Here is a 19,200-nt window from a genome sequence, read left to right as displayed (position 1 = left end):
ATAGGGTTTTGGGTTAAAAAAATTCACTTTCAAATATAAATAATATAATTAATATATTATAATGCAGCAAGGGCCTCCCCCAAACGAGGGAGGCCCTTGCATAATTTTTAGATCAGCGCCTAAAACCGCCAGATACCATAAAAAAACACCCGCTGCTGCGGATCTTTCAGGTATTGCAGCACCCGCACGCCCAACGACGGCCCGGCGCGCACCATGCCCAGGTTCAGATCGGCGAACAGCGCGCCGTCTGCCGCCGCGAAACTTTCCTTTACCGCACCTGCCAGCCTTTCGAATTTTTCCACTGTGGCGGTGCCGGTGGCAGACAACTCCATCGCCGTCACCACTTTCTTGTCCTGCCGCTTCTCTCCCACCACCACGCTTAACATCGCGCCTGCGCCCGCGCCCAGCCACGACGTAACATTATACCGAACATGCAGCGGCACCACGTCCATGGTGGTTCTGCTGACGATCTCGAAATTCTCGCGGCCCTGCACGATAAACTTGCGGTCGCCGATGGACGTGTCCCGCTGGTCGCGCGAGAAGGATACGAGCGTTTCGTTTTTTTCCTGCAGGCCGAGATAGGCTTCCGCCTGCAAATACACGCGGTAAGGCGCATACGTGGAAATGCTGAACCCAAGCGAGCCGGCGGGCAGGCCGAAAGGCATTTTATTTTTCCCCGAACCGATGCCGTAGCCCATGATGATGCCCGGGGAAATACCCGGCATCCAGCGGCCTTTGGAACGGTTCGTGATCACCGGCGCGTTGCGGTCGAACACGATGGAGGCCTGGCTGCTGAAGGGCAGTTTTTTTAGTTCCTTGCTGAAACGGATGCGGTATTTGACGAAACCTTTAGTGGAATCTTCGTCTTCCACGCCTTCCTGCCGCAGGCCTTTGAGGTAAATATTGTTGAAGATGAAAAAAATGCTGTCTTTCCGCACCACCGTATCCAGGCAGCTTTGCCGTTCGTATGCGGAATCGCACAGGATGCATTTCGGGGAAAAACCGGTAATCTCGAGCGTTTGCCCGTTGAGCATGCCGGGCACGGCTACCCCGATAGATACCTTGCTGGCAGGGCCTCTCCCGGTGTTCTGGAATTGTACTTTGTAGCTCAGCTCTTTCGATTTACGCACAAAACGGTAATTCATCCGCCGGTTTTTCAGCTGCATGCGGTTGGGGTCGTGGGAAGCCACGATCTGCATTTCGAGATTGTACTGGCTCACCGGCATGAGCGGATCGTCCGGCACAAAAAGCGTGCTGATGGTCACCACCGCGTTCGTGTCTTTGATCATTTGCGGCGTGGTTTCCAGGGAAAGGAATAAATATTTTTCTTCCCCCGCCCGCAGGTTTTCCACTCTCCAAACATGCTGCTCGCGGAACATCGATTTTTTTTCATCCAGCAAAGCCGCTACGGTAGCCGTTCTTTCGGCATTCCCCGCAATGCCCGCGGAAGGCCCGGCCAGCGGCAGGTACAGTTCTTCCGTAGGCGCAAAAGCCAGCACCGAATCCATCACGGATCGCCGTTCTCCGTGATAGGCGCGCGCATCGGCCACCACGAAGTTCTTCTGCGAAAATTGTTTTTCATTGTAAAACATCAGCAACGACCCGCTCACGCTGCCCGCGCCCCCGGGATGCCGGTACCCGATCACCGTCACCATTTCTTCGCCGGGTTTGGGCATGCGGTTGGCTTTCATGGCCAGCATGTCTGAGCCCTGGAAAAACCCGGTGGGATTGCCGGTTGCGGCGTACATCGTTTTTTTCACTTTTATTTTACGCGGCTTGCCTTTGGGCGCTTTGCCGTCGTCGTAATTATTGGTGGCGTACAAACGGATCTCGTAATCGCCCGTGTCTTTAAACTGGTGCACGGGCTGCGGGGCAAAGGAAAACGTGCCGTCGCCGAATTCCCAGAAATACGTATAGAACGCTTCGGGTGCGCCGGCGATCTGCCGCAAGGGCCGCAGCACTGCGCTGAGGGAAGCTTTATTGTTTTCCAGCGTTATGTCGATCCCGGCGGGAATGGTGTCTGGCACAGGTTTCTGCTGTGCGGCGGCCGAAAGGGCCATAACGAGGAATACGGTGGCTGCGCCGGTATATTTGTTCATATAGAGGTATTTAGGGTATGCCGCTCCCGGGCCCGACAGATTCAATTCCGTCAATATACCGTTTTTCCGTCAACAACAAAAGGCGCTCCCGTGCGGTACGGGAGGCCTTTGTAGTGTATCTGGCGTTAACAGGTCAGGAGCTTTATAGGATGAGATCAACGGGAACGGTGATTTGTTACCCCGGGATTTTTAATATCTTTAAAAGTATATGTCCACCCAAACCCCTCATGCAGACCAACACTTTATCCACGCCCTGCTGCACAACGACGTGCAGGCGGTGGAGGAGATCTACCGGAGGTTCGGCCCCCGGGTAAAGCAGTATGTGACGCAAAACAGCGGCACGGCAGACGATGCCGCGGACATCTTCCAGGAATCGCTCGTGGATATTTACAACCAGGCCCGTTACAAGAACCTGGTGCTCACCTGCCCTTTCGAACCATTCCTGTTGCTGGTCTGCAAGCGCAAATGGCTCAACGAATTAAAGAAAAAAGGTCGCCAGGGGGTAACAAAAGAGCTCGACGAACAATTTAACCTGGGAGAAGACAGCTTCCACGATGCGGAAAAAACCTGGGCGGACAACGAAAAAGCGCGTCTCTTTAAAGCCATGCTCGAAAAAATGGGCGAACGCTGCCAGGAGATCATCCGCTGGTCGCTGACTGACAAACCGCAGGAAGAGATCGCTTCCAAACTGGGCGTTACGTACGGCTATCTTCGCAAAAAGAAGTCGGAATGTATGGCCTCGCTCATCAGCGCGATTAAAGAAAACGTTTCAAAATGGGGACTGACATGAACGAACAGGATCATGAATTAATAGAGCGGTATTTGTCCGGCGAAATGGACGCCGATACCAAAACCGCTTTTGAAAGCCGCCTCGAAAAAGAGCCGGAACTGCTGCAAACGCTGCAGACCTGGCGCGACGTGCAGGAAACGCTGCGGCATTCCCTTCAGCCGGACGCGCAGCGCGACGAGCTGAAAAAAACGCTGCATTCATTACGTCCCGTGATCACGAAACAACCCGCCAAAGTGGTGCGTTTCAACCGTTCGCTGGTGGCCATTGCTTCGCTCGCGGCAGCGGTGGCGCTCATATTGTACCTCAGCCCCTGGGAAAAAGACCTTTACCAGCAATACGGCGCACAGGAAATGATCTCCCCCGCCGAACGCAGCACCGGCGCAGATACGCTGCTGGCCGAGGCGGCGCGTCAGTTCAACCACCATCATTACGCACAGGCCGTCGTTACGCTGGACAAAGTGCTGGCGCAGCAGCCGGACAATGCCTACGCAAAATATTACCGCGGTCTTTCCTATCTCGAAAACAAACAGCCCGCCCTCGCCCGGCCCGATCTCGAAGCGATCTACAACGGCGAATCCGTGTTCAAATACGAAGGCGCGTTTTACGTGGCGCTCAGTTACCTCAAAGAAAAAAATGAAGAAAAATGCAGGGAGTGGTTGGAGAAAATTCCCGGAGACGCGGAGAATTATGCGAAAGCGCAGGAGTTGCTGAAGAAATTATAACGGCAGATGATGTCAGACGAAAGAATAAAACAAACAAAAGAACCGATCGTATGGGAAGGCGATCTGTCTGACGATTGCAGCGCGCGCTGGGCAGGACTGCTGCTCAGGGCAGAATGGATGGATGAAGATTACTGGTGGTGGGCGGTTTACGAAAAAAAGATGCCGGCTCAGACGAGACCGGCGTTATCATATTCCACGTCTACAGTACTCTTTAGTACGTTTATGATATCTTTTTTGGTTGAACTCAGAGTTTAACCATCCATATTTCCGGGTTTCTCACCGGGAGGTTGCGCAACACTTCTTCGACCTGCGGGTCGTGCTCCAGTTTCTGCCACAACCTGAAATAATTTTCGTTGTTAAAAGCCGCGGCGCCAAACAGCAGGAACGGATGGGCTACCGGCCACTGTTCCCAGTACATCACGTCTTTCGCGAAGGGCCATTTGCCTTTGTCCGCCACGTAAGGATACATGTAAGCGATGCCTTTGCCGATGGTTTTTCCTTCGCTGGCGGTGTATTTCCAGAGATCGTTCTCCGGGGTGCTGAGTATCTGGCAAACCGTGGCCATGGCATCGAGGTTGAACAATGCATAACCGTAGGGTTTCGTTCTGCGCAGTTCGAGCGGAAAGCTGCCGTCATCGGCCATCTGGTTGGGCAGCAGCACTTCCTTGTAACGGCTGATGCAGAAGTCCGTCCATTTTTTGTCCCGGAGGAACGAAGCGAATGCCGCTACCTGCATTACCCAGCAGGTGCCGTGGTTGTTCTTCGCGTTCATTTCATCTTTGCCGTAAGGATGTTCCGTCATAAAACGGAGATATTCCGCGAACCAGTTTTTCACGGCGGCGAGGTCCGCATCTTTCAGCACGCCTGCTTTTTCCATGATGCGCAAGGCCTGCGCGATCTCGATGAAATGCACCGTGTCGATGATGCCGATGCCACGGCCCGTGGCCCTGCCTTTGATGGCCTGTGCATATTGCAGGTTCGGGTTCATCCGTGTGTCCGCATTTACGAACCAGGCAAGGATGTGTTTACGCGCGTGCTCGAGGTATTCTTTTTTTCCTTCCGCAACATAAGCCGCCGCCAGTGCGCCTACGATCCTGCTGAAGCGGATCATCGCCTGGCGGTGCGCAACAAAATTGTCCGGGTTGGTCTGACCGTCTTTCTGGATGTATGGACTGTCAGGACTGGCCGGATTAGGCCACCAGTAATCACCTTCGGAATAAAAATCGTGGATGCCTCCTGCGCTGCGCGGGCTGCTGGACGCGGTAACCGTTACCGGCGGCTGCCGCATGGCCCATTGCGCTTTGGCTACAATGTCCGCCCGCCTGGCGATCACGGCTTGTTTCAGCCATTCGTCGCCGCCGTTTGCGAACGCGATGTTCGCAAAAAGTGTGCAGAGCGTTATGATCAAATATTTTTTCATCTGGTTCGTTTCGTGTTGTTGCGTACGTTTATTTTCCCTTCAGGATCACTTCCTGCAATTTCATCAGTTCGCCTTTGATGTTGCCCGGCTTCAGTTCCAGGTCGTACGTACCGGCGGGCAGCTCAAACGTGCCGTAGGTTTCGTTTTCGCCGATATTCCCTTCGATCTTCCGGTTGCCGGCGGTCAGTACGAACGTGTTGCCTTTTACTGTGTTTTCATTTACGTACTTCAGGCTTACCTGCAATACCGCGGGCTCGTTCAGCCTGATCTTCCAGCTCAGCCACTGGTCCTGGTTTTTCCAGTTCTGCACATAATCTTTTCCCGCTTTGCCGTCGCCATATCCCAGGCCTTTGCCGTGCAGCTTCGCATCGAAGGCGCGAAGGATATTTTTTTCTTTGGAACCCAGCAGACGCGCTTCGTCACCTTTTATTTCCCCTTTCGTTTCCAGCACAATCACCGTGTTTACGGTATCAGGCGCTTTGGCGGGGACGTTGAAGGTCCAGTCGCTGTTGTTGTTTTTGAAGCGCAACGTTTGACCAGAAGCCAGCAGCGACGCGCCTTTTATTTTTCCCTGCATTCCGCCCAGCACCAGTTTGCCGTTGGCGGGCCAGTTGAACACGTGCAGGTAAAGTTTGTTCCCTTTTTTCGTCACTTCTCCCCAATACTGCAGCGGCAAAGGCGATGCGGTGGCGCCGTATACGCTCGGGCCGTTGGTTTTCAGCCATTGGCCGACGCTGTGCAGTATCACCGTGTCTCTCGGGTCTATCACGCCGTTGCCCATCGGGCCGATGTTCATCAGCAGGTTGCCGCCGCGCGCAGTGGCTTTGGCGATCAGCCGGATGAAGAACGGCGCCGGTTTGTGGCTGTTATCGTAACGGGAGTACCCGTAAGATTCGTTGGTTGTGGGAATCGCTTCCCAGTCGCCTTCCACGGGATAAAATTCCGCCGGTCTATCCGCCGTGTTTTTATAATCGCCGAAAGAAACCGCGGAGCTCCTTGCCAGCCTGCCGTTCACGACCACGTTCTGATCGGTTTCGCGGATGGCTTTGAGGATGCGGATGTTTTCAGATAAAGGCAGCTTGTGCGGCGTGTCGAACCAGATGATGTCCGGGTGATACTTCAGCAGCAGCTCTTTGATCTGCGGGATCGATTTTTCATCCACGTATTTCACCGCTTTTGGCAGCAATTCCGGGTGATGATCGTACCAGTTCGTGCCGCCATAAAGGTTTTTATCGCCGCCGGGATTCTGATAATCCCAGTCGTTGCCCGGTGCGTCCGGGTGTTCCCAGTCGAACGCATGGGAATAATAAAAACCGAAACGGATGCCGTATTTTTTGCAGGCGGCGGAAAGTTCCTGCATCGGGTCCCTTTTGAACGCCGATTGCCCGATCGTGTAATTGCCGATAGCGGAAGGGTACATCGCCACGCCATCGTGATGTTTGGCGGTGATGATGAGATACTTCATGCCAGCGTCCTTTATCAACCTCACCCATTCATCCGCGTTAAAATCAACGGGATTGAACGTTTGGATGAGCTGCCGCGCATATTCTTCTCTCGGTATTTTTTCCTTCCGCATCAGGTGCTCCGCGTACCCACCCACTTTTTTTCCTTTCCACTCTCCGCCGGGAACGGAATAAACGCCCCAATGAATAAAACACCCGAATTTCGCTTCGCGCCACCATGCGATCCGCGCATCGTGGTTTTTCATGGAAGCCGTCCACCAGCCGTCTACCGCTTCCGCGATCGCAATGCTGTCGCGGCTTGCGGCCTTTTGCATCAGGATGCCGTCGTCGTCTCCTTTGAACTGTGCAAAACCTGTCGCCGATGCGCCCAGCAGCGCAGCTGTTATAAACGTTGTTGCTTTCATTGCGCGGTAATGGTTGTAACGCCCGGTTTGATCGCGATCTCCTGGTCCGTTACCGGTTTCAGGTTCAACGCGGGCAATTTGCCTGCGTCGCCGATCACTTTATTCACGGCGAAACCGTAGTCTTTAATTGTTTTTTTATCTGCTGCCGCGCCGCCTGCCGGTTTGATGTTCACCTTTTGCGCGGTGCGGATGGTTTGTTGTCCCTGGTTGACGGATGAACGGATCACTGCCTGCTGCAGTTTGCCATTTTTCCAGCTGATGTCCACTTCCATGCCGCCTTTGATCTTCAGCCCTTTCACGCTACCGTCGGGCCATGCGGAAGGCAATGCAGGCAGCAGGTGGATCACGCCGTCGTGGTTTTGCACGAACATTTCCGTGATGCCGGACACTACGCCGAAGTTGCCATCTATCTGGAAAGGCGGGTGCGCATCGAAGAGGTTCGCGTAAGAGCCTCCGCTGTTGTCGCCCACGCTGATGGAATCGAGCGTTGCCAGGAAGAGCTGTTTGTTGAGCATCGTATAAGCGTGATCGCCGTCTTCGAGCCTCGCCCACCAGTTGATCTTCCATGCTTTCGACCATCCCGTTCCGCCGTCGCCTCTCAGCAGCAGGCTTTGTTTGGCCGCGGCTGCCAGTTCAGGCTGCCGGCGCGGCGTGATCGCATTGCCGGGGAAGACGCCGTACAAATGGCTCAGGTGGCGGTGTTTGTCCTTCGGATCATCCCAATCCAGGTACCACTCCTGCAACTGGCCTAAACGGCCGCTGTGGAAAGGATACATGTTCTTCAGCAGGAAACGCATCTGGCGCACCATCGCCGTGTCTTTATGCAATATCTGCGCGGCCACTACCGTGCGGTTCAGCAGGTCGTGGATGATGGACAGGTCCATCGTTGAAGCGATGCTTACCGAGCCTTTTCTTTCACCGTTGATCAAAAAGTTGTTTTCAGGCGAGGTGGAGGGGTTGGTCACCCATTTGCCTTCAGGATTTTTGATCAGCCATCCCATCATAAATTCCGCCGCACCTTTCATGAGCGGATAAGCCGTATCGGCGAGGAATTTTTCATTCCCCGTGTAAGTGTAATGTTCCCAGAGATGACGGCAGAACCAGGCGCCGGCCATGGGCCAAATGCCCCAACGCGGGTCGCCTTTCGGGTCTTTCCAGTCAAAACCGCCGCTGGGAGAAGTGATCGCCCAGATGTCGGTATTGTGGTGCACCGTCCAGCCTTTCAGCCCGTAATTCACCTGCGCGGTCTTTTCACCGTTCTTCGCCAGCTGCGCGATAAAATCGAACAAAGGCGTGGCGCATTCGCTGAGATTGGCGTTTTCAACCGGCCAGTAATTCATCTGGGTGTTGATGTTCACCGTATAGTTCGAGCCCCATGGCGGCTGCATCTTGTCGTTCCAGATGCCCTGCAGGTTCATGGCCGGGCCGCCTTTGCGAGAGCCGGCGATCATGAGGTAACGGCCGTACTGGTATAACAGCGTGGTGAGCTGCGGATCGCGGTTGCCGCCCGCCAGCGTGTATTCTTTTAATCTTACGTCCGTCGGTTTTACGGCGGAAGTATCTTTTCCCAGGTCGAGCTTTACGCGGCTGAACAGTGCCGTGTAATCGCCGAGGTGTTTCGCCAGCAATTGATCATAGCTTGCTGAAGCCGCTTGCGTTAAGGGTTTCAGGGCTTCGGCAGACTGGTCTTTCCCCTCCGAAACGGGGTTATTGAACGGGCCGTTGTAACTGGTGCCGATGGAAAGGAGCAACACCGCTTCCGTAGCGCCTTTTACCGTCAGCCCTTTATCGTCCGTTTTGCTGGAGCCGCCTTTCAGGCGCGCCTGTAAATGCACTTCGTATTTGATGCCGTTCTGCGGATCGTATTCAAACGTTCTTTTTTCATACGGGCGGTGCGGCACGTAGCTCGGGCATTGACCGGTGAGCACGAGATGCGTGTCGGTTTTGCCGCCGACTTTCACCGGCATCGGGTTGTCGAACGATGCGCGGAAATTCAGCGCGCCCGGTTTGCTGCTCCGCCAGCGCACCACCATCAGCTGGGCGGGATAACTCACGAAGGTTTCGCGGGTATATTCCACACCGCCGGCGGTGTATTTCACGGTAACAACGGCTTTATTCAGGTCCAGCAAGCGTTCGTAATTTTTTACATCCGCCGCGGGCGTTTCGTTTTTTATCAGCAGGTTGCCCAGCGTGAGATAACGCGCGCTATACGGGCCCAGCATGAGCCTGCTCAGCGAATCCGCCTTCATATATTCTCCTTTCCACAAAGCTTCCCTTACGAGCGGCAACGTGGTGCGCGCGCCGGGATTGTTGCCGTCGCCAGGGCTGCCGCTCCAGAGAAACGCTTCGTTGAGCTGCAACTTTTCTTCCTGTACGGAACCGAAAACCATGGCGCCGATGCGGCCGTTGCCTACCGGCAGCGCCTCGTTCCAGTTAGCGGCCGGCTGGCGGTACCAGAGCTTCAGCAGGGGATCGCCCTGCTGCGCCTGTGTGTGGAACGGTACCGTAAATAATATGATCCCTGCGATCAATCCTTTCATCCTGTCTGTAGTTTAAACAATTGGCATTGATGATAACTGTAGCGCGATCTGATCAAATCTCATACAGCCGCCGCTCACAGGGGCACGGCAACAAAACGCCGTACCACCTGTGAAAACAGCTAAGCATGATTGGTGTAATGAAAGTGGTGACTGATCTTCATAACGCGGTGCCGACCTTGCGGCATATATAATTAAAGTATTAAGTCCTGATGGTGCTTTTTCCCCGTATTCAGCAAACGTTTGCATTAATCCAGCCGGTTACGGCCTGAATACGCCCTGAATATAATACCGAAATTATGCAATCGGTTGCAAATTACGAAACATTATTTTCACTTTTGTTAGTATTGATTTCGCATTTTGGGAAAACGGCTAAATGGCCGGACTGGTGAAACCCAGCTTTCGCAGGCCAGCCTTTATCTCGGGATTGCTCATGAAAAGCCGCCACAGCAGGCCGCTCCGGTAGTTTTCGATCATCACCACAATGGGCCCCTGGTCGATGGCGAGATACTGATAGTCAAACCAATTGACGGTTTCGTTGAAGGCATCGTAAAATCCGTATTCGCCCCAGAGCCGGTCTCCCACCTGATTATAAAAATACTTCAGCGCCTGCATGGAATATTCCGGGGTGTAGGGAAACGAAGACAGTGCAGCCGTTGGCGTGATCACACCGAGGTCGTTAGTGGGAGAATGCGCGTTGTAGAATTCGTGGTTGTCGCTGGCGGTAAGGCCCCAGCAGTCCGCCCCGTAGCCTTTGAATTTTTTCGGGTTCTCGATGCAGTACTGGCGGTTGATAAGCGTGTGGTTTTTATTTTGTTCCCAATAATCGGCGTATTGATCTTTCAGCCCGCGCGGGTCGAGACCGAGGAAAGAATAATGCGCAAAAAACAGCGGCCCGCCGTAAGGGAAGCCCAGCGGCAGTTTGATGCCATAATATTCGCGGTCTGTCGCGAAATAATTGCTCACGGCCCAGCCGTTATGATATGCTTTCGCGGAAATGGGATAGTTGGATGATGAAGCAGCGAGCACATACGCGATCAGGCATTCGTTCCAGCCGCGTATCTGGTGGTTCATGGCCCAGCCGCTGTTCGGGCTCCAGTGCCAGTACAGCACATCCTGACCGCCCTGCGTATACCAGTTCCATTCCGTTTCACCCCACATCCAACCGATCTTGTTACGGAGTTCCTGTTCTTTCGGCGTATCGCCGGTGAAATATTGCCGCACGCACAACAGGCCCTGCCACATAAAAGCGGATTCCACCACATCGCCCCCGTCGTCTCTCCGGCTGAAAGGAATGGTTTTGCCCGTGGCGCCGTTCATCCAGTGCGGCCAGATGCCGTGATAGTGATCGGCTTTGTAGAGAAAGTTGACGATCTTCAGCAAACGGTCCAGCCCCTGCTCGCGCGTGATAAACTTGCGCTCGATGCCCACGAGTATCGCCATCACCCCAAACCCCGAACCGCCTACGGTCACCACTTCCGGCGTGGCAGTACGCTCCGGCGCGAGGCCAGACACGGGATGCGCGAACTTCCAGAAATAACCGAAAGTGCGCTGCTGTACCAGCGTCAGCAAAGCAGAGTCCCCCAGCTGTGGCCGGGGGATCTTTTTTTTCTGCGCCGTTGCCGGCAGTATCCATATCATGCAGCAAATAATGCAGATCAGGCCTCGTATCATATAACAGGTTCTTGTTTCAAATTACGATTTTCATTTCAACCTTAATTATATCCCGGGTTCTGTGTAAGCCGGTTGTTGCTCAGCAATATCTGGTCCTGCGGGATCGGGAACAGTTCATTTTTATTATCGACGAAATTTTTCCCGTGCGCGCGCATTACTATGCCCGCGCGGCCTGTGCGCACCAGGTCCCAGAAGCGGTCGTGCTCCATGGCCAGTTCCACTCTTCTTTCTTTCCATATTTTTTGCCGCAGATCGGCCTGCCCGCCTGAAACGGCCGGCGGCAGCCCGGCGCGCCTCCGCACGATGTTCAGTTTCGCCAGGGCCTCGCCCGTATTGCCCAGCTCGTTAGCAGCTTCGGCGTATTGCAATAATAATTCCCCGTAACGCAGCACCCGCAGGTTTTTCGGCGTACGGTCGGCGCTGCCGCAATACGGCTCCTGCGTACGGCTGTGATAGGCTTTGTAATTGTAACGGTCGTTTTCCACGGAATCGCGGCTGGGCACACGGAAGCCGTCCCACAACATGGTGCCGTTCGGCCGGATGGTGATGATGGTCGCTTCCCGCCGTTTGTCGCCCGGCTCGTAAGCGGCTACCAGGTCGGCGGTGGGGTTATTGAAACCGAAACCGAAGTCTGACCAGCCTTTTCTCGCGCGGATGCCCTGGCTGTTCGCATACAATTCGATCGCGGCGTTGCAGGCGGCATTGGTGCCCGTTTGCACTTCAAAAATGGATTCGATGGAATTGGCTCCTTTTGCGCGCCAGATATCGGCGTAAGCGGAGAGCGTATCATACAGCCCCGAATTGATCACGGCCTGGCTTAATTCAAATGTTTTCTGCCAGTTCTTCTGGTACATGTACACTTTCCCCAGCATCGTCTGCGCAGCGCCTTTGGTGATGCGGCCCACGGGCGTGGCGCCTTTCAGCGGCAGGTTGTCTGCCGCGAACTGCAGATCGCTGATGATGAGCGCATAAATATCCGCCGCTGAAGCGCGCGTCTGGAAAGCGTCGGAATTGGCTTCGTCGGGCGTGGGCACCCGGTCCAGCTTCGGCACGCCGCCGTAAGTGCGCACGAGGTTGAAATAAAAATACCCGCGGAGAAAACGCACTTCGCCGATCAGCCTGTTTTTATCCGCTTCCGGCAGCGGGCTCAGGGGAAGTTTGTCCAGCGCCTGGTTGGCCCGCGCGATGGCCTGGTAATATCCTGTCCAGAAATTCGCCACGATGGGATTGGAAGGGCCGTAAGTAAAATTATCGATCTCCAGCGAAGGGCCGTAATCCTGCGGCGTGCTGCCTTTGTCTGCATCGTCGCTCACGATGCTGGTGATGTTGATGAACTGAAGGCCGTGCACGTCAGGCCCGAAACCGCCCAGCCACATTACGTTGTACACGCCGTTGGCAAGATCGACCGCGGCGTTGGGATTGGTGCGTATCTCTTCTTCGGTCACCCTGCCCTGCGGCGGAATGTCGAGGAAATTTTTGCCACAGCCGGCATTCAGCAGCATGGCCAACATTGTCGAGGATATATAGATCAGTTTTTTCATGATGCTGCATTTAAAATGTTACGTTCAATCCTATCGCGAAGGTTTTTGTGGTCGGGTATGGATTAAGCTCTATCCCGGCTTCCAGCGGGCTGGTGCTGTTTTGAGTGGAAAGGAACCCGTCTCTTCTCGCCTGCCCCGCCACCAGTTCCGGTGAAAAACCCGTGAATTTTTTGGCCGTGAAAAGGTTCTGCGAGGTAAGGTACACACGCAGCCGCTCTATTTTAATGCTCTCCAGTAAAGCCTTCGGCAATGTATAACCGACCGTGATGTTGTTCATCCTGAAAAAACTGCCCGATTCGATAAAATAATCCGACGCGGGAATGCCGCCGGGCAACGTTCTCGGGTCTGTGGCAGACGGACGGTCAGCCCTCCAGCGTTTGTCCGCATAACTTGCTTCAATATTATCCGTCACTTCATAGCGGAAGGCTTTTTTACCGTTGTAGATTTTATTCCCCGCGTTGCCGTAAAAGTCCACGCTGAAGTCCATGCCTTTGTAATTCAGTCCTGCGTTGATGCCGTAATAGAGCTTAGGTTGATAACTTCCCGCATACACGCGGTCGTCGAGATTGATCACGCCGTCTCCGTTGATGTCTTTGTATTTGAGGTCGCCGGGCACTGCACCTGGCTGGATCTTGTCGCCGTCTTTGTCTACATATGCATCGATCTCGGCCTGGCTTTGGAATACGCCGTCCGCATCCAGCACGAAGAAACTGCCGATGGGCTGGCCGTTGTCCGTTTTCGTGATGTTGCCCTGCTGGCCTACGCCGCCCCGGAACAGCGGCTGGCCCTGGTTGAGGCCCGTCACTTCATTGCGATTGAGGGTGAGATTGCCGCCGATGGTGTAATCGAGATCGTCGGAGATCCTGTCTTTCCATCCCAGCGTAAATTCCCAGCCCCTGTTCACGAAAGAGCCCGCGTTGGTGGTGTATTCATTGTCCGGGTCGCCGAGCAGGCCGGGGATGCGCACCGTCACCAGCGCGTCGATGGTTTCTTTGTTGTAATAGTTCACTTCACCGGTCAGCCTGCTGTCCATCATGCTGAACTCCAGCCCAAAGTCGTATTCCTGCGTAGTTTCCCATTTCAGATTGCGGTCTTTGATATCCGCCAGGTTGGTGCCGAGCGTGGCGGTGCCGTTGAAGAAATACAGCAGGCCCGAATTGGCCGTAAGTATGTAAAGATTGGACGCGATATTGTCGTTACCGATGCGCCCCCAGCTGGCGCGGAGTTTCAGGAAGGTGAACAGTTTTTGGTCTTGCATGAAATCTTCCTGTGAGATCACCCAGCCCAGGCCCACCGCGGGGAAATAACCGTTACGGTTATCCGAAGGGAAACGAGAGGATGCGTCGTTACGGAAAGACGCGGAAAGCAGGTATTTATCGTCGTAACTGTAGTTCACTCTCGCGAGTATCGACGTGCGCGCGTATTTGTCGCCGTCGGAAGTGTTGGTAGCCGTGTTTGGGTCGCCGGAGATGAGATACCACAGATCCGGGCTGTTCGGCACGTTGCGGCGAACGCCCTGCAGGTAATCGCCTTCGTATTTCTGCGCGGTGTAGCCGGCCAGTACGGTGAGGTCGTGTTTGTCGAAACGCTGCTGGTAAGTGGCGGTATTTTCCCAGAGCCATTCGGTGCCTTCTTCTTTCACAACGGTCAGCTGGCTTTCCGGTCTTTGTTGATTGCCGCCTGCTACAAGGAAAGTAGTTTCGTCGTTGAAGTATTTGTCGTAATACTGCCGCCTGTTCTGGAATCCCTGGTTCACGCCGATGCTTGAGCGCAGTTTGAGCCATTTCCAGGGCGAATATTCGAGATAGGTGGTTCCCTGCAAACGGTTTTCGTTCATGCGGTCGAACGATTTATCGAGCGAGAGAATGGGGTTGCCTACGTTCTGGAATGCGGACGTGTTGCCATATTTCCCGTCCCGCTTGATCGGCACTACGGGCGCCGCGCGGTAAGTGTTGTTGTAGATGTCGTCCAGCTGTACATAGTCGGTTTTATTGTGCATGTACGACAGCTGCGCGACGAATTTCAGTTTGTCTTCCACGATGTTCCATTCGTTGTTGGAACGGATGGTGAAACGGTCGTAGCGGTTATCTTTCACAATGCCTTCGTCCGTCAGGTAACCGGCATTAAAATAATAAAGAAATTTTTCGCTGCCGCCGGAAAGGGAAATGTTGTGCACCTGCTGCAATCCTTTGCGCAGCACCGCGTCGTACCAGTCGGAATCCGCGCCAAAATCGGGGATCGTCACCTGCGGCCCCGCGTCGGCGAGGTAACCGGTATATTGCTGTGTGTTCGCCATTTTCACGACGTTCGCAGCCTGCCGCCAGCCGATGTTCATGTTGTAGCTCACTTCCATCTTGCCCGCCTGCCCGCGTTTGGTGGTGATGATGATCACGCCGTTGGCCGCGCGCACGCCGTAAATGGCTGCCGCCGATGCGTCTTTCAGCACGTCCATGCTGACAATATCGGCGGTATTGATGTTGCGGATGTCGTTGGTAAGAATACCGTCAACTACATACAACGGTTCAGCGCCGGCGAGCATACTGCCGGTACCGCGCACACGCACCTGCGGCTGCGATCCCGGCTGGCCGGAACTGATGATCTGCACCCCGGCCAGTTTGCCTTGCACGCCTTGCGTGGCCGTGTTCACCGGTTGTTTGGCGATCTCTTCACCGCGCACGCTTCCCACGGCGCCGGTTACGTCTCTTTTGCGGCGGGTGCCATAACCAACAACCACAACCTGTTCAAGTTCGGAGGTGGAAGACGACATCACCACATCCAGGGTAGTGCGCCCCGCAAGCGGTATTTCCTGCGGCGTATAACCGATGTACGAAAACTGCAGCGTGGCGTTGGCGTCCGGCACGTTGATGGTATAAGTGCCGTCCGGCTGCGAAACAGTGCCGGTGCTGGTGCCTTTTACCTGGATGGTAACGCCCGGAATCGGCGCGCCGTCCGTACCCCTGACGGTGCCTTTCACGGCAATGGCCTGCACAAACCCGCCGGAGCCATGGGCAAGTGTGGCAAGCGGTTGCAGGAATAACCATAAGAAAATGGAATACAATAGTAAGCCTGGTTTCATAGTAATTTGTTTAAGCGCTTCAATATGGATTGATGGGGTTTAGGGAAAAACAAGACAGGCCCGGGTTACTCAAGAATTACAAGCACGGGGAAACTAATGTTCAATCTGTCGGAAGAAAACGGGCAGGCGTTCAGATTTTGATTCGTAATTGGATGTTTTACCGCAATTAACAGTCCGGTAAATGTCATGCCATTGCAAGAAGTGTTAAAACAATGTTAAAATGGATGCCCACAATTGAACAAAATGTCGTTTCAAAACGACAAAAAATGAATGTTCTTGTCTTTTACAATCGACAAAATGAAAATGCCGCTCCTCAAAGAAGCGGCATTTTCTCAGATAACCTTTATTTCTTCATTCTCTCCGCGTGCCGGCCGATAAAATCACCGGGCCTTCGTGCTGCGCATTGCCGCGCAGCACGGGCAACAGGAGCAAGATGCGGGCGATAGGCTTCATCCTGCAAAGGAAATGCTCTAATATTACGGAATTGTTAGGCCGCAATGGATGCGGCTTCTCCAACGGCACAATTTAATTCACGCTTCCCGGTTCCCGGTTTTCCGTTCCTTTTGTATCGGTCAGCGCATCGCCGAGTGTTTTGCGGTAGGTGTCTGCAAGTGCCTGCAGGTCTTTCACTACCTCCGGGAATTTTGCCTGCACGTCCAGCGTTTCCCCCGGGTCGAGGCGCAGGTCGAACAAGGCCATCGGCGCCTCGATATTGGGCTGGGCGCCGGGGAAACCATCGTAGCCGGGCAGGTTCTGTTTGTAAGTGCGGGCCTTGTGGGGGAACACCAGTTTGTAATTCCCTTTGCGTATCGCTTCCAGCTGGTTATGACCGTAATAATATACGAAGTGGTCGCGCGGATTGGCATCTTTTTCCCCTTTCAGCAACGACAAAATACTGATCCCGTCGATCTTCTTCTTCGGCAGGTTTGCCCCGCAAATAGCCGCCACGGTAGGCAGCACGTCGATAGTGGAAGCAACTTTGCTGGTCACCGTTCCGGCGGGAATATGCCCCGGCCACTGCATGATGCAGGGCACACGCTGGCCGCCCTCATAACTGGTGCCTTTGCCTTCGCGCAGGCCCGCGGTGTTGCCGGCATGATTGCCGAAGTTGAGCCATGGGCCGTTGTCGCTGGTGAAGATCACAAGCGTGTTTTTGCTCAGGCCGTTTTCTTCCAGCGTTTTCAGCACCTGGCCGATGCTCGCGTCCAACTCCTGCATCAGGTCGCCGAAAAGCCCGGCGCCGCTCGTTCCCCTGAATTTCTTCGCCACTGCGATGGGCACGTGCGGCATGCTGTGCGCGAGATACAGGAAAAACGGCTTGTTTTTGTTCTCACGGATAAAGCTGCACGCGCGCTCGGTATACAAACCGGTCAGTTCAGCCTGGTCTTCCAGCGTGCGGATGATGCGTTTGGTATCGCTGCCGTCGATCAAAGGCAGCGGCGGGTAGTTTTTCCTATTGTTTTTGGCCGTATCCGCATAAGGCACGCCATCGTAATGCACGGGCCACATATCGTTGGAATAAGGCAAACCGAGATAAGAATCGAAGCCGTTCTGCTGCGGCAGGAACGGGCGTTTGGCGCCAAGATGCCATTTGCCGGCCATGCCGGTAACATAACCCTGCGCTTTTAATATTTCCGCGATGGTCTCTTCTTCGTTGTTCAGCGCGATCTTGGACGTAGGGCTCAATGCGCCGGCAATGCCGATGCGGTTGGGATAACAGCCGGTGAGCAATCCCGCGCGGGAAGCCGAGCACACGGCCTGCGCCGCGTAAAAGCTGGTGAACCGCATCCCGTTCGCGGCCATCCGGTCGAGGTTGGGCGTCTTGTAAGGACCGCCGCCGAAACAAACGGGATCGCCATATCCCATATCGTCCATAAAAATGATAACCACATTGGGTTTGGGCGCTTTGGGCGGAATAAAGCTGCAGATGGCCGCAGCGGCGATTGCCAGCAGGCTGAAGGCCATGATTTTTTTGATCATATGCATCATTTAATGAGGAAGGCCGTCTCCGGAAAGTAAAGGCGTCGTTTACTTCCGAGACGGCCCGTCTCACAAAATACAAATTTATTAATCTGCCAGTATAAGTTCTATTACCGGTATTTCCACGCCGGGTTTTATCACGGGCAGGCTGAGGTTCAGGTCGTTTTCCCCAAGACCGTTGGTACGGTAACCGTAGCCGGACGGTGCGCTGAAGCGGATCTCGGAACCGTCGTGCAGGAACTGCGCATACTTGATCTTGCCTTTGTAGCCGGGCAGGGTGAAGTTTTGCAGCGGGTAGTCGAGCAGGTGAACGTACAATCTTTTCGTTTCGGGATTGTAAGTGAGCAGCGAGTTCTCCGGTCGGGCGTATTTATCGGGCGCCTGCGTGCAGCCGTAGATCGCGCGGCTGTTGAATTCCATCCACTCTCCCATGCCTTTCAGCGCGCTTTGCGCACGTGCGTCGAATTTGCCGCGGGCGGTAGGGCCTACGTTCAGCAGCACGTTGCCGCCTTTGCTCACGGATTCGATCAGCAGCACCAGCAATTGTTTCACGTCTTTCCAGGAGGTTTCGTCGCGGTAATACCCCCAGGAGCCGGAGAAGGTCTGGCAGGTTTCCCAGGGCACGCGTTTGCCGTTCTCGGTCGGCCATGCCGCCACTTTGTATTGTTCGGGCGTAACGAAATCGCCGCCGTCTTCATATTCTTTCAGGTCGAGCCGGTCGTTTACGATAATGCCGGGCTGCAGCTGGCGCACCATTTTGATGAGTTTCTCCGAATCCCAGTCTTCATGGCCCTTGCCGTTTTTGCCGGGATACGAAAAGTCCAGCCACAGGATGTCGATCTTGCCGTAATTGGTCAGCAGCTCGCGCACCTGGTTGTGCAGGTAAGTGCGGTATTTGGACATGTCCCTTCCTTTGTTCAGCGCTGCGTATTCCCCGTCGGTCTTTGCGCGCTGGGGATGACTGCGGTCCACCGTAAAATCGGGATGATGCCAGTCTATCAGCGAATAATAAAACCCGATCTTGATGCCTTCGGCGCGGAACGCTTCCACCCATTCTTTGATCAGGTCTTTTTTGATCGGCGTATTGGTGGCTTTATAATCGGTGAATTTGGAATCGAAGAGGCAAAAACCTTCGTGATGTTTGGTGGTGATCACCGCGTATTTCATGCCCGCGGCTTTAGCCTGTTTGGCCCATACTTTCGGGTCGTACAGGTCCGGGTTGAAATACTCGAAATATTTCTGGTACGCGGAATCGTTGAGCTGTTCCCTGTTCTTCACCCATTCGTGACGGGCGGGCAAAGCGTACAGGCCCCAGTGGATGAACATGCCGAAGCGGTCGTGCGTCCACCATGCGAGGCGTTTTTCTTTCTGCTCCGGGGTTTCGGGGAACAGTTTTTTCCCCTGCGAAAAGGTATCGAGGGCCAGCAGCATACAGAGTAGCAGCAAAAGGGTGTTTCGTTTCATCATATAAGTTTTAACCACGTACAAGTTAAG

General features: G+C 54.3%; 11 protein-coding genes. 2 read left to right on the top strand and 9 right to left on the bottom strand.

The features are described from left to right. Positions 1 to 119: 119 nt before the first annotated feature. On the bottom strand, positions 120 to 2,099 hold the full coding sequence (locus J7I43_RS21770) for a PKD domain-containing protein (RefSeq protein ID WP_209147983.1): 1,980 nt from the start codon (positions 2,097 to 2,099) through the stop codon (positions 120 to 122). Positions 2,100 to 2,307: 208 nt separating this feature from the next. Between J7I43_RS21770 and J7I43_RS21765 the strand changes: the two genes are divergently transcribed. Both J7I43_RS21765 and J7I43_RS21760 read left to right on the top strand, forming a co-directional pair. Further along, on the top strand, positions 2,308 to 2,889 hold the full coding sequence (locus J7I43_RS21765; RefSeq protein ID WP_209147982.1) for an RNA polymerase sigma factor: 582 nt from the start codon (positions 2,308 to 2,310) through the stop codon (positions 2,887 to 2,889). Next, entirely contained in the window at positions 2,886 to 3,611 is a 726-nt protein-coding gene (locus J7I43_RS21760) for a hypothetical protein (RefSeq protein ID WP_209147981.1), read from the top strand. The genes J7I43_RS21765 and J7I43_RS21760 overlap by 4 nt, the downstream gene beginning before the upstream one ends. Before the next feature lie 244 nt (positions 3,612 to 3,855). Here J7I43_RS21760 and J7I43_RS21755 read toward each other — a convergent pair whose 3' ends face one another. The 8 genes from J7I43_RS21755 to J7I43_RS21720 all read right to left on the bottom strand — a co-directional run bounded on the left by J7I43_RS21755 (position 3,856) and on the right by J7I43_RS21720 (position 19,170). Continuing rightward, positions 3,856 to 5,031, bottom strand: a complete 1,176-nt coding sequence (locus J7I43_RS21755) for an alginate lyase family protein (protein WP_209147980.1) — start codon at positions 5,029 to 5,031, stop codon at positions 3,856 to 3,858. Positions 5,032 to 5,059: 28 nt separating this feature from the next. Next, the gene (locus J7I43_RS21750; protein WP_209147979.1) at positions 5,060 to 6,898 is read right to left on the bottom strand and encodes an alpha-L-fucosidase; all 1,839 of its coding nucleotides are present in this window, start codon (positions 6,896 to 6,898) and stop codon (positions 5,060 to 5,062) included. After that, the gene (locus tag J7I43_RS21745; RefSeq protein WP_209147978.1) at positions 6,895 to 9,438 is read right to left on the bottom strand and encodes a glycoside hydrolase family 95 protein; all 2,544 of its coding nucleotides are present in this window, start codon (positions 9,436 to 9,438) and stop codon (positions 6,895 to 6,897) included. Before J7I43_RS21745 ends, J7I43_RS21750 begins: the two co-directional genes overlap by 4 nt. 369 nt (positions 9,439 to 9,807) lie before the next feature. Further along, positions 9,808 to 11,076 carry a glucoamylase family protein gene (locus J7I43_RS21740; RefSeq protein ID WP_209147977.1) on the bottom strand — a complete coding sequence of 423 codons (1,269 nt, stop codon included), beginning with the start codon at positions 11,074 to 11,076 and terminating at the stop codon, positions 9,808 to 9,810. Between the two features lie 74 nt (positions 11,077 to 11,150). Then, positions 11,151 to 12,650, bottom strand: a complete 1,500-nt coding sequence (locus J7I43_RS21735) for a RagB/SusD family nutrient uptake outer membrane protein (protein WP_209147976.1) — start codon at positions 12,648 to 12,650, stop codon at positions 11,151 to 11,153. A gap of 10 nt (positions 12,651 to 12,660) precedes the next feature. Beyond that, complete coding sequence (locus J7I43_RS21730) at positions 12,661 to 15,726, bottom strand: SusC/RagA family TonB-linked outer membrane protein (RefSeq protein ID WP_209147975.1); 3,066 nt, start codon at positions 15,724 to 15,726, stop codon at positions 12,661 to 12,663. Between the two features lie 525 nt (positions 15,727 to 16,251). Beyond that, on the bottom strand, positions 16,252 to 17,706 hold the full coding sequence (locus J7I43_RS21725; protein WP_209147974.1) for a sulfatase family protein: 1,455 nt from the start codon (positions 17,704 to 17,706) through the stop codon (positions 16,252 to 16,254). 87 nt (positions 17,707 to 17,793) lie between these two features. Then, entirely contained in the window at positions 17,794 to 19,170 is a 1,377-nt protein-coding gene (locus J7I43_RS21720; RefSeq protein WP_236023448.1) for an alpha-L-fucosidase, read from the bottom strand. Positions 19,171 to 19,200: the final 30 nt, after the last annotated feature.

The organism is Chitinophaga chungangae (genome assembly GCF_017742215.1).
GTDB classification, from domain to species: Bacteria; Bacteroidota; Bacteroidia; order Chitinophagales; family Chitinophagaceae; genus Chitinophaga; species Chitinophaga chungangae.
The sequence above is the reverse complement of the archived record's forward strand: the minus strand, read 5'-3'. Positions and strand labels throughout refer to the sequence as shown.

Bases quoted from the DNA above. Each gene is read 5' to 3' on its own strand.
- J7I43_RS21770 (WP_209147983.1), bottom strand. From the start codon at position 2,099: ATGAACAAATATACCGGCGCAGCCACCGTATTCCTCGTTATGGCCCTT.
- J7I43_RS21765 (WP_209147982.1), top strand. From the start codon at position 2,308: ATGTCCACCCAAACCCCTCATGCAGACCAACACTTTATCCACGCCCTG.
- J7I43_RS21760 (WP_209147981.1), top strand. From the start codon at position 2,886: ATGAACGAACAGGATCATGAATTAATAGAGCGGTATTTGTCCGGCGAA.
- J7I43_RS21755 (WP_209147980.1), bottom strand. From the start codon at position 5,031: ATGAAAAAATATTTGATCATAACGCTCTGCACACTTTTTGCGAACATC.
- J7I43_RS21750 (WP_209147979.1), bottom strand. From the start codon at position 6,898: ATGAAAGCAACAACGTTTATAACAGCTGCGCTGCTGGGCGCATCGGCG.
- J7I43_RS21745 (WP_209147978.1), bottom strand. From the start codon at position 9,438: ATGAAAGGATTGATCGCAGGGATCATATTATTTACGGTACCGTTCCAC.
- J7I43_RS21740 (WP_209147977.1), bottom strand. From the start codon at position 11,076: ATGATATGGATACTGCCGGCAACGGCGCAGAAAAAAAAGATCCCCCGG.
- J7I43_RS21735 (WP_209147976.1), bottom strand. From the start codon at position 12,650: ATGAAAAAACTGATCTATATATCCTCGACAATGTTGGCCATGCTGCTG.
- J7I43_RS21730 (WP_209147975.1), bottom strand. From the start codon at position 15,726: ATGAAACCAGGCTTACTATTGTATTCCATTTTCTTATGGTTATTCCTG.
- J7I43_RS21725 (WP_209147974.1), bottom strand. From the start codon at position 17,706: ATGATCAAAAAAATCATGGCCTTCAGCCTGCTGGCAATCGCCGCTGCG.
- J7I43_RS21720 (WP_236023448.1), bottom strand. From the start codon at position 19,170: ATGAAACGAAACACCCTTTTGCTGCTACTCTGTATGCTGCTGGCCCTC.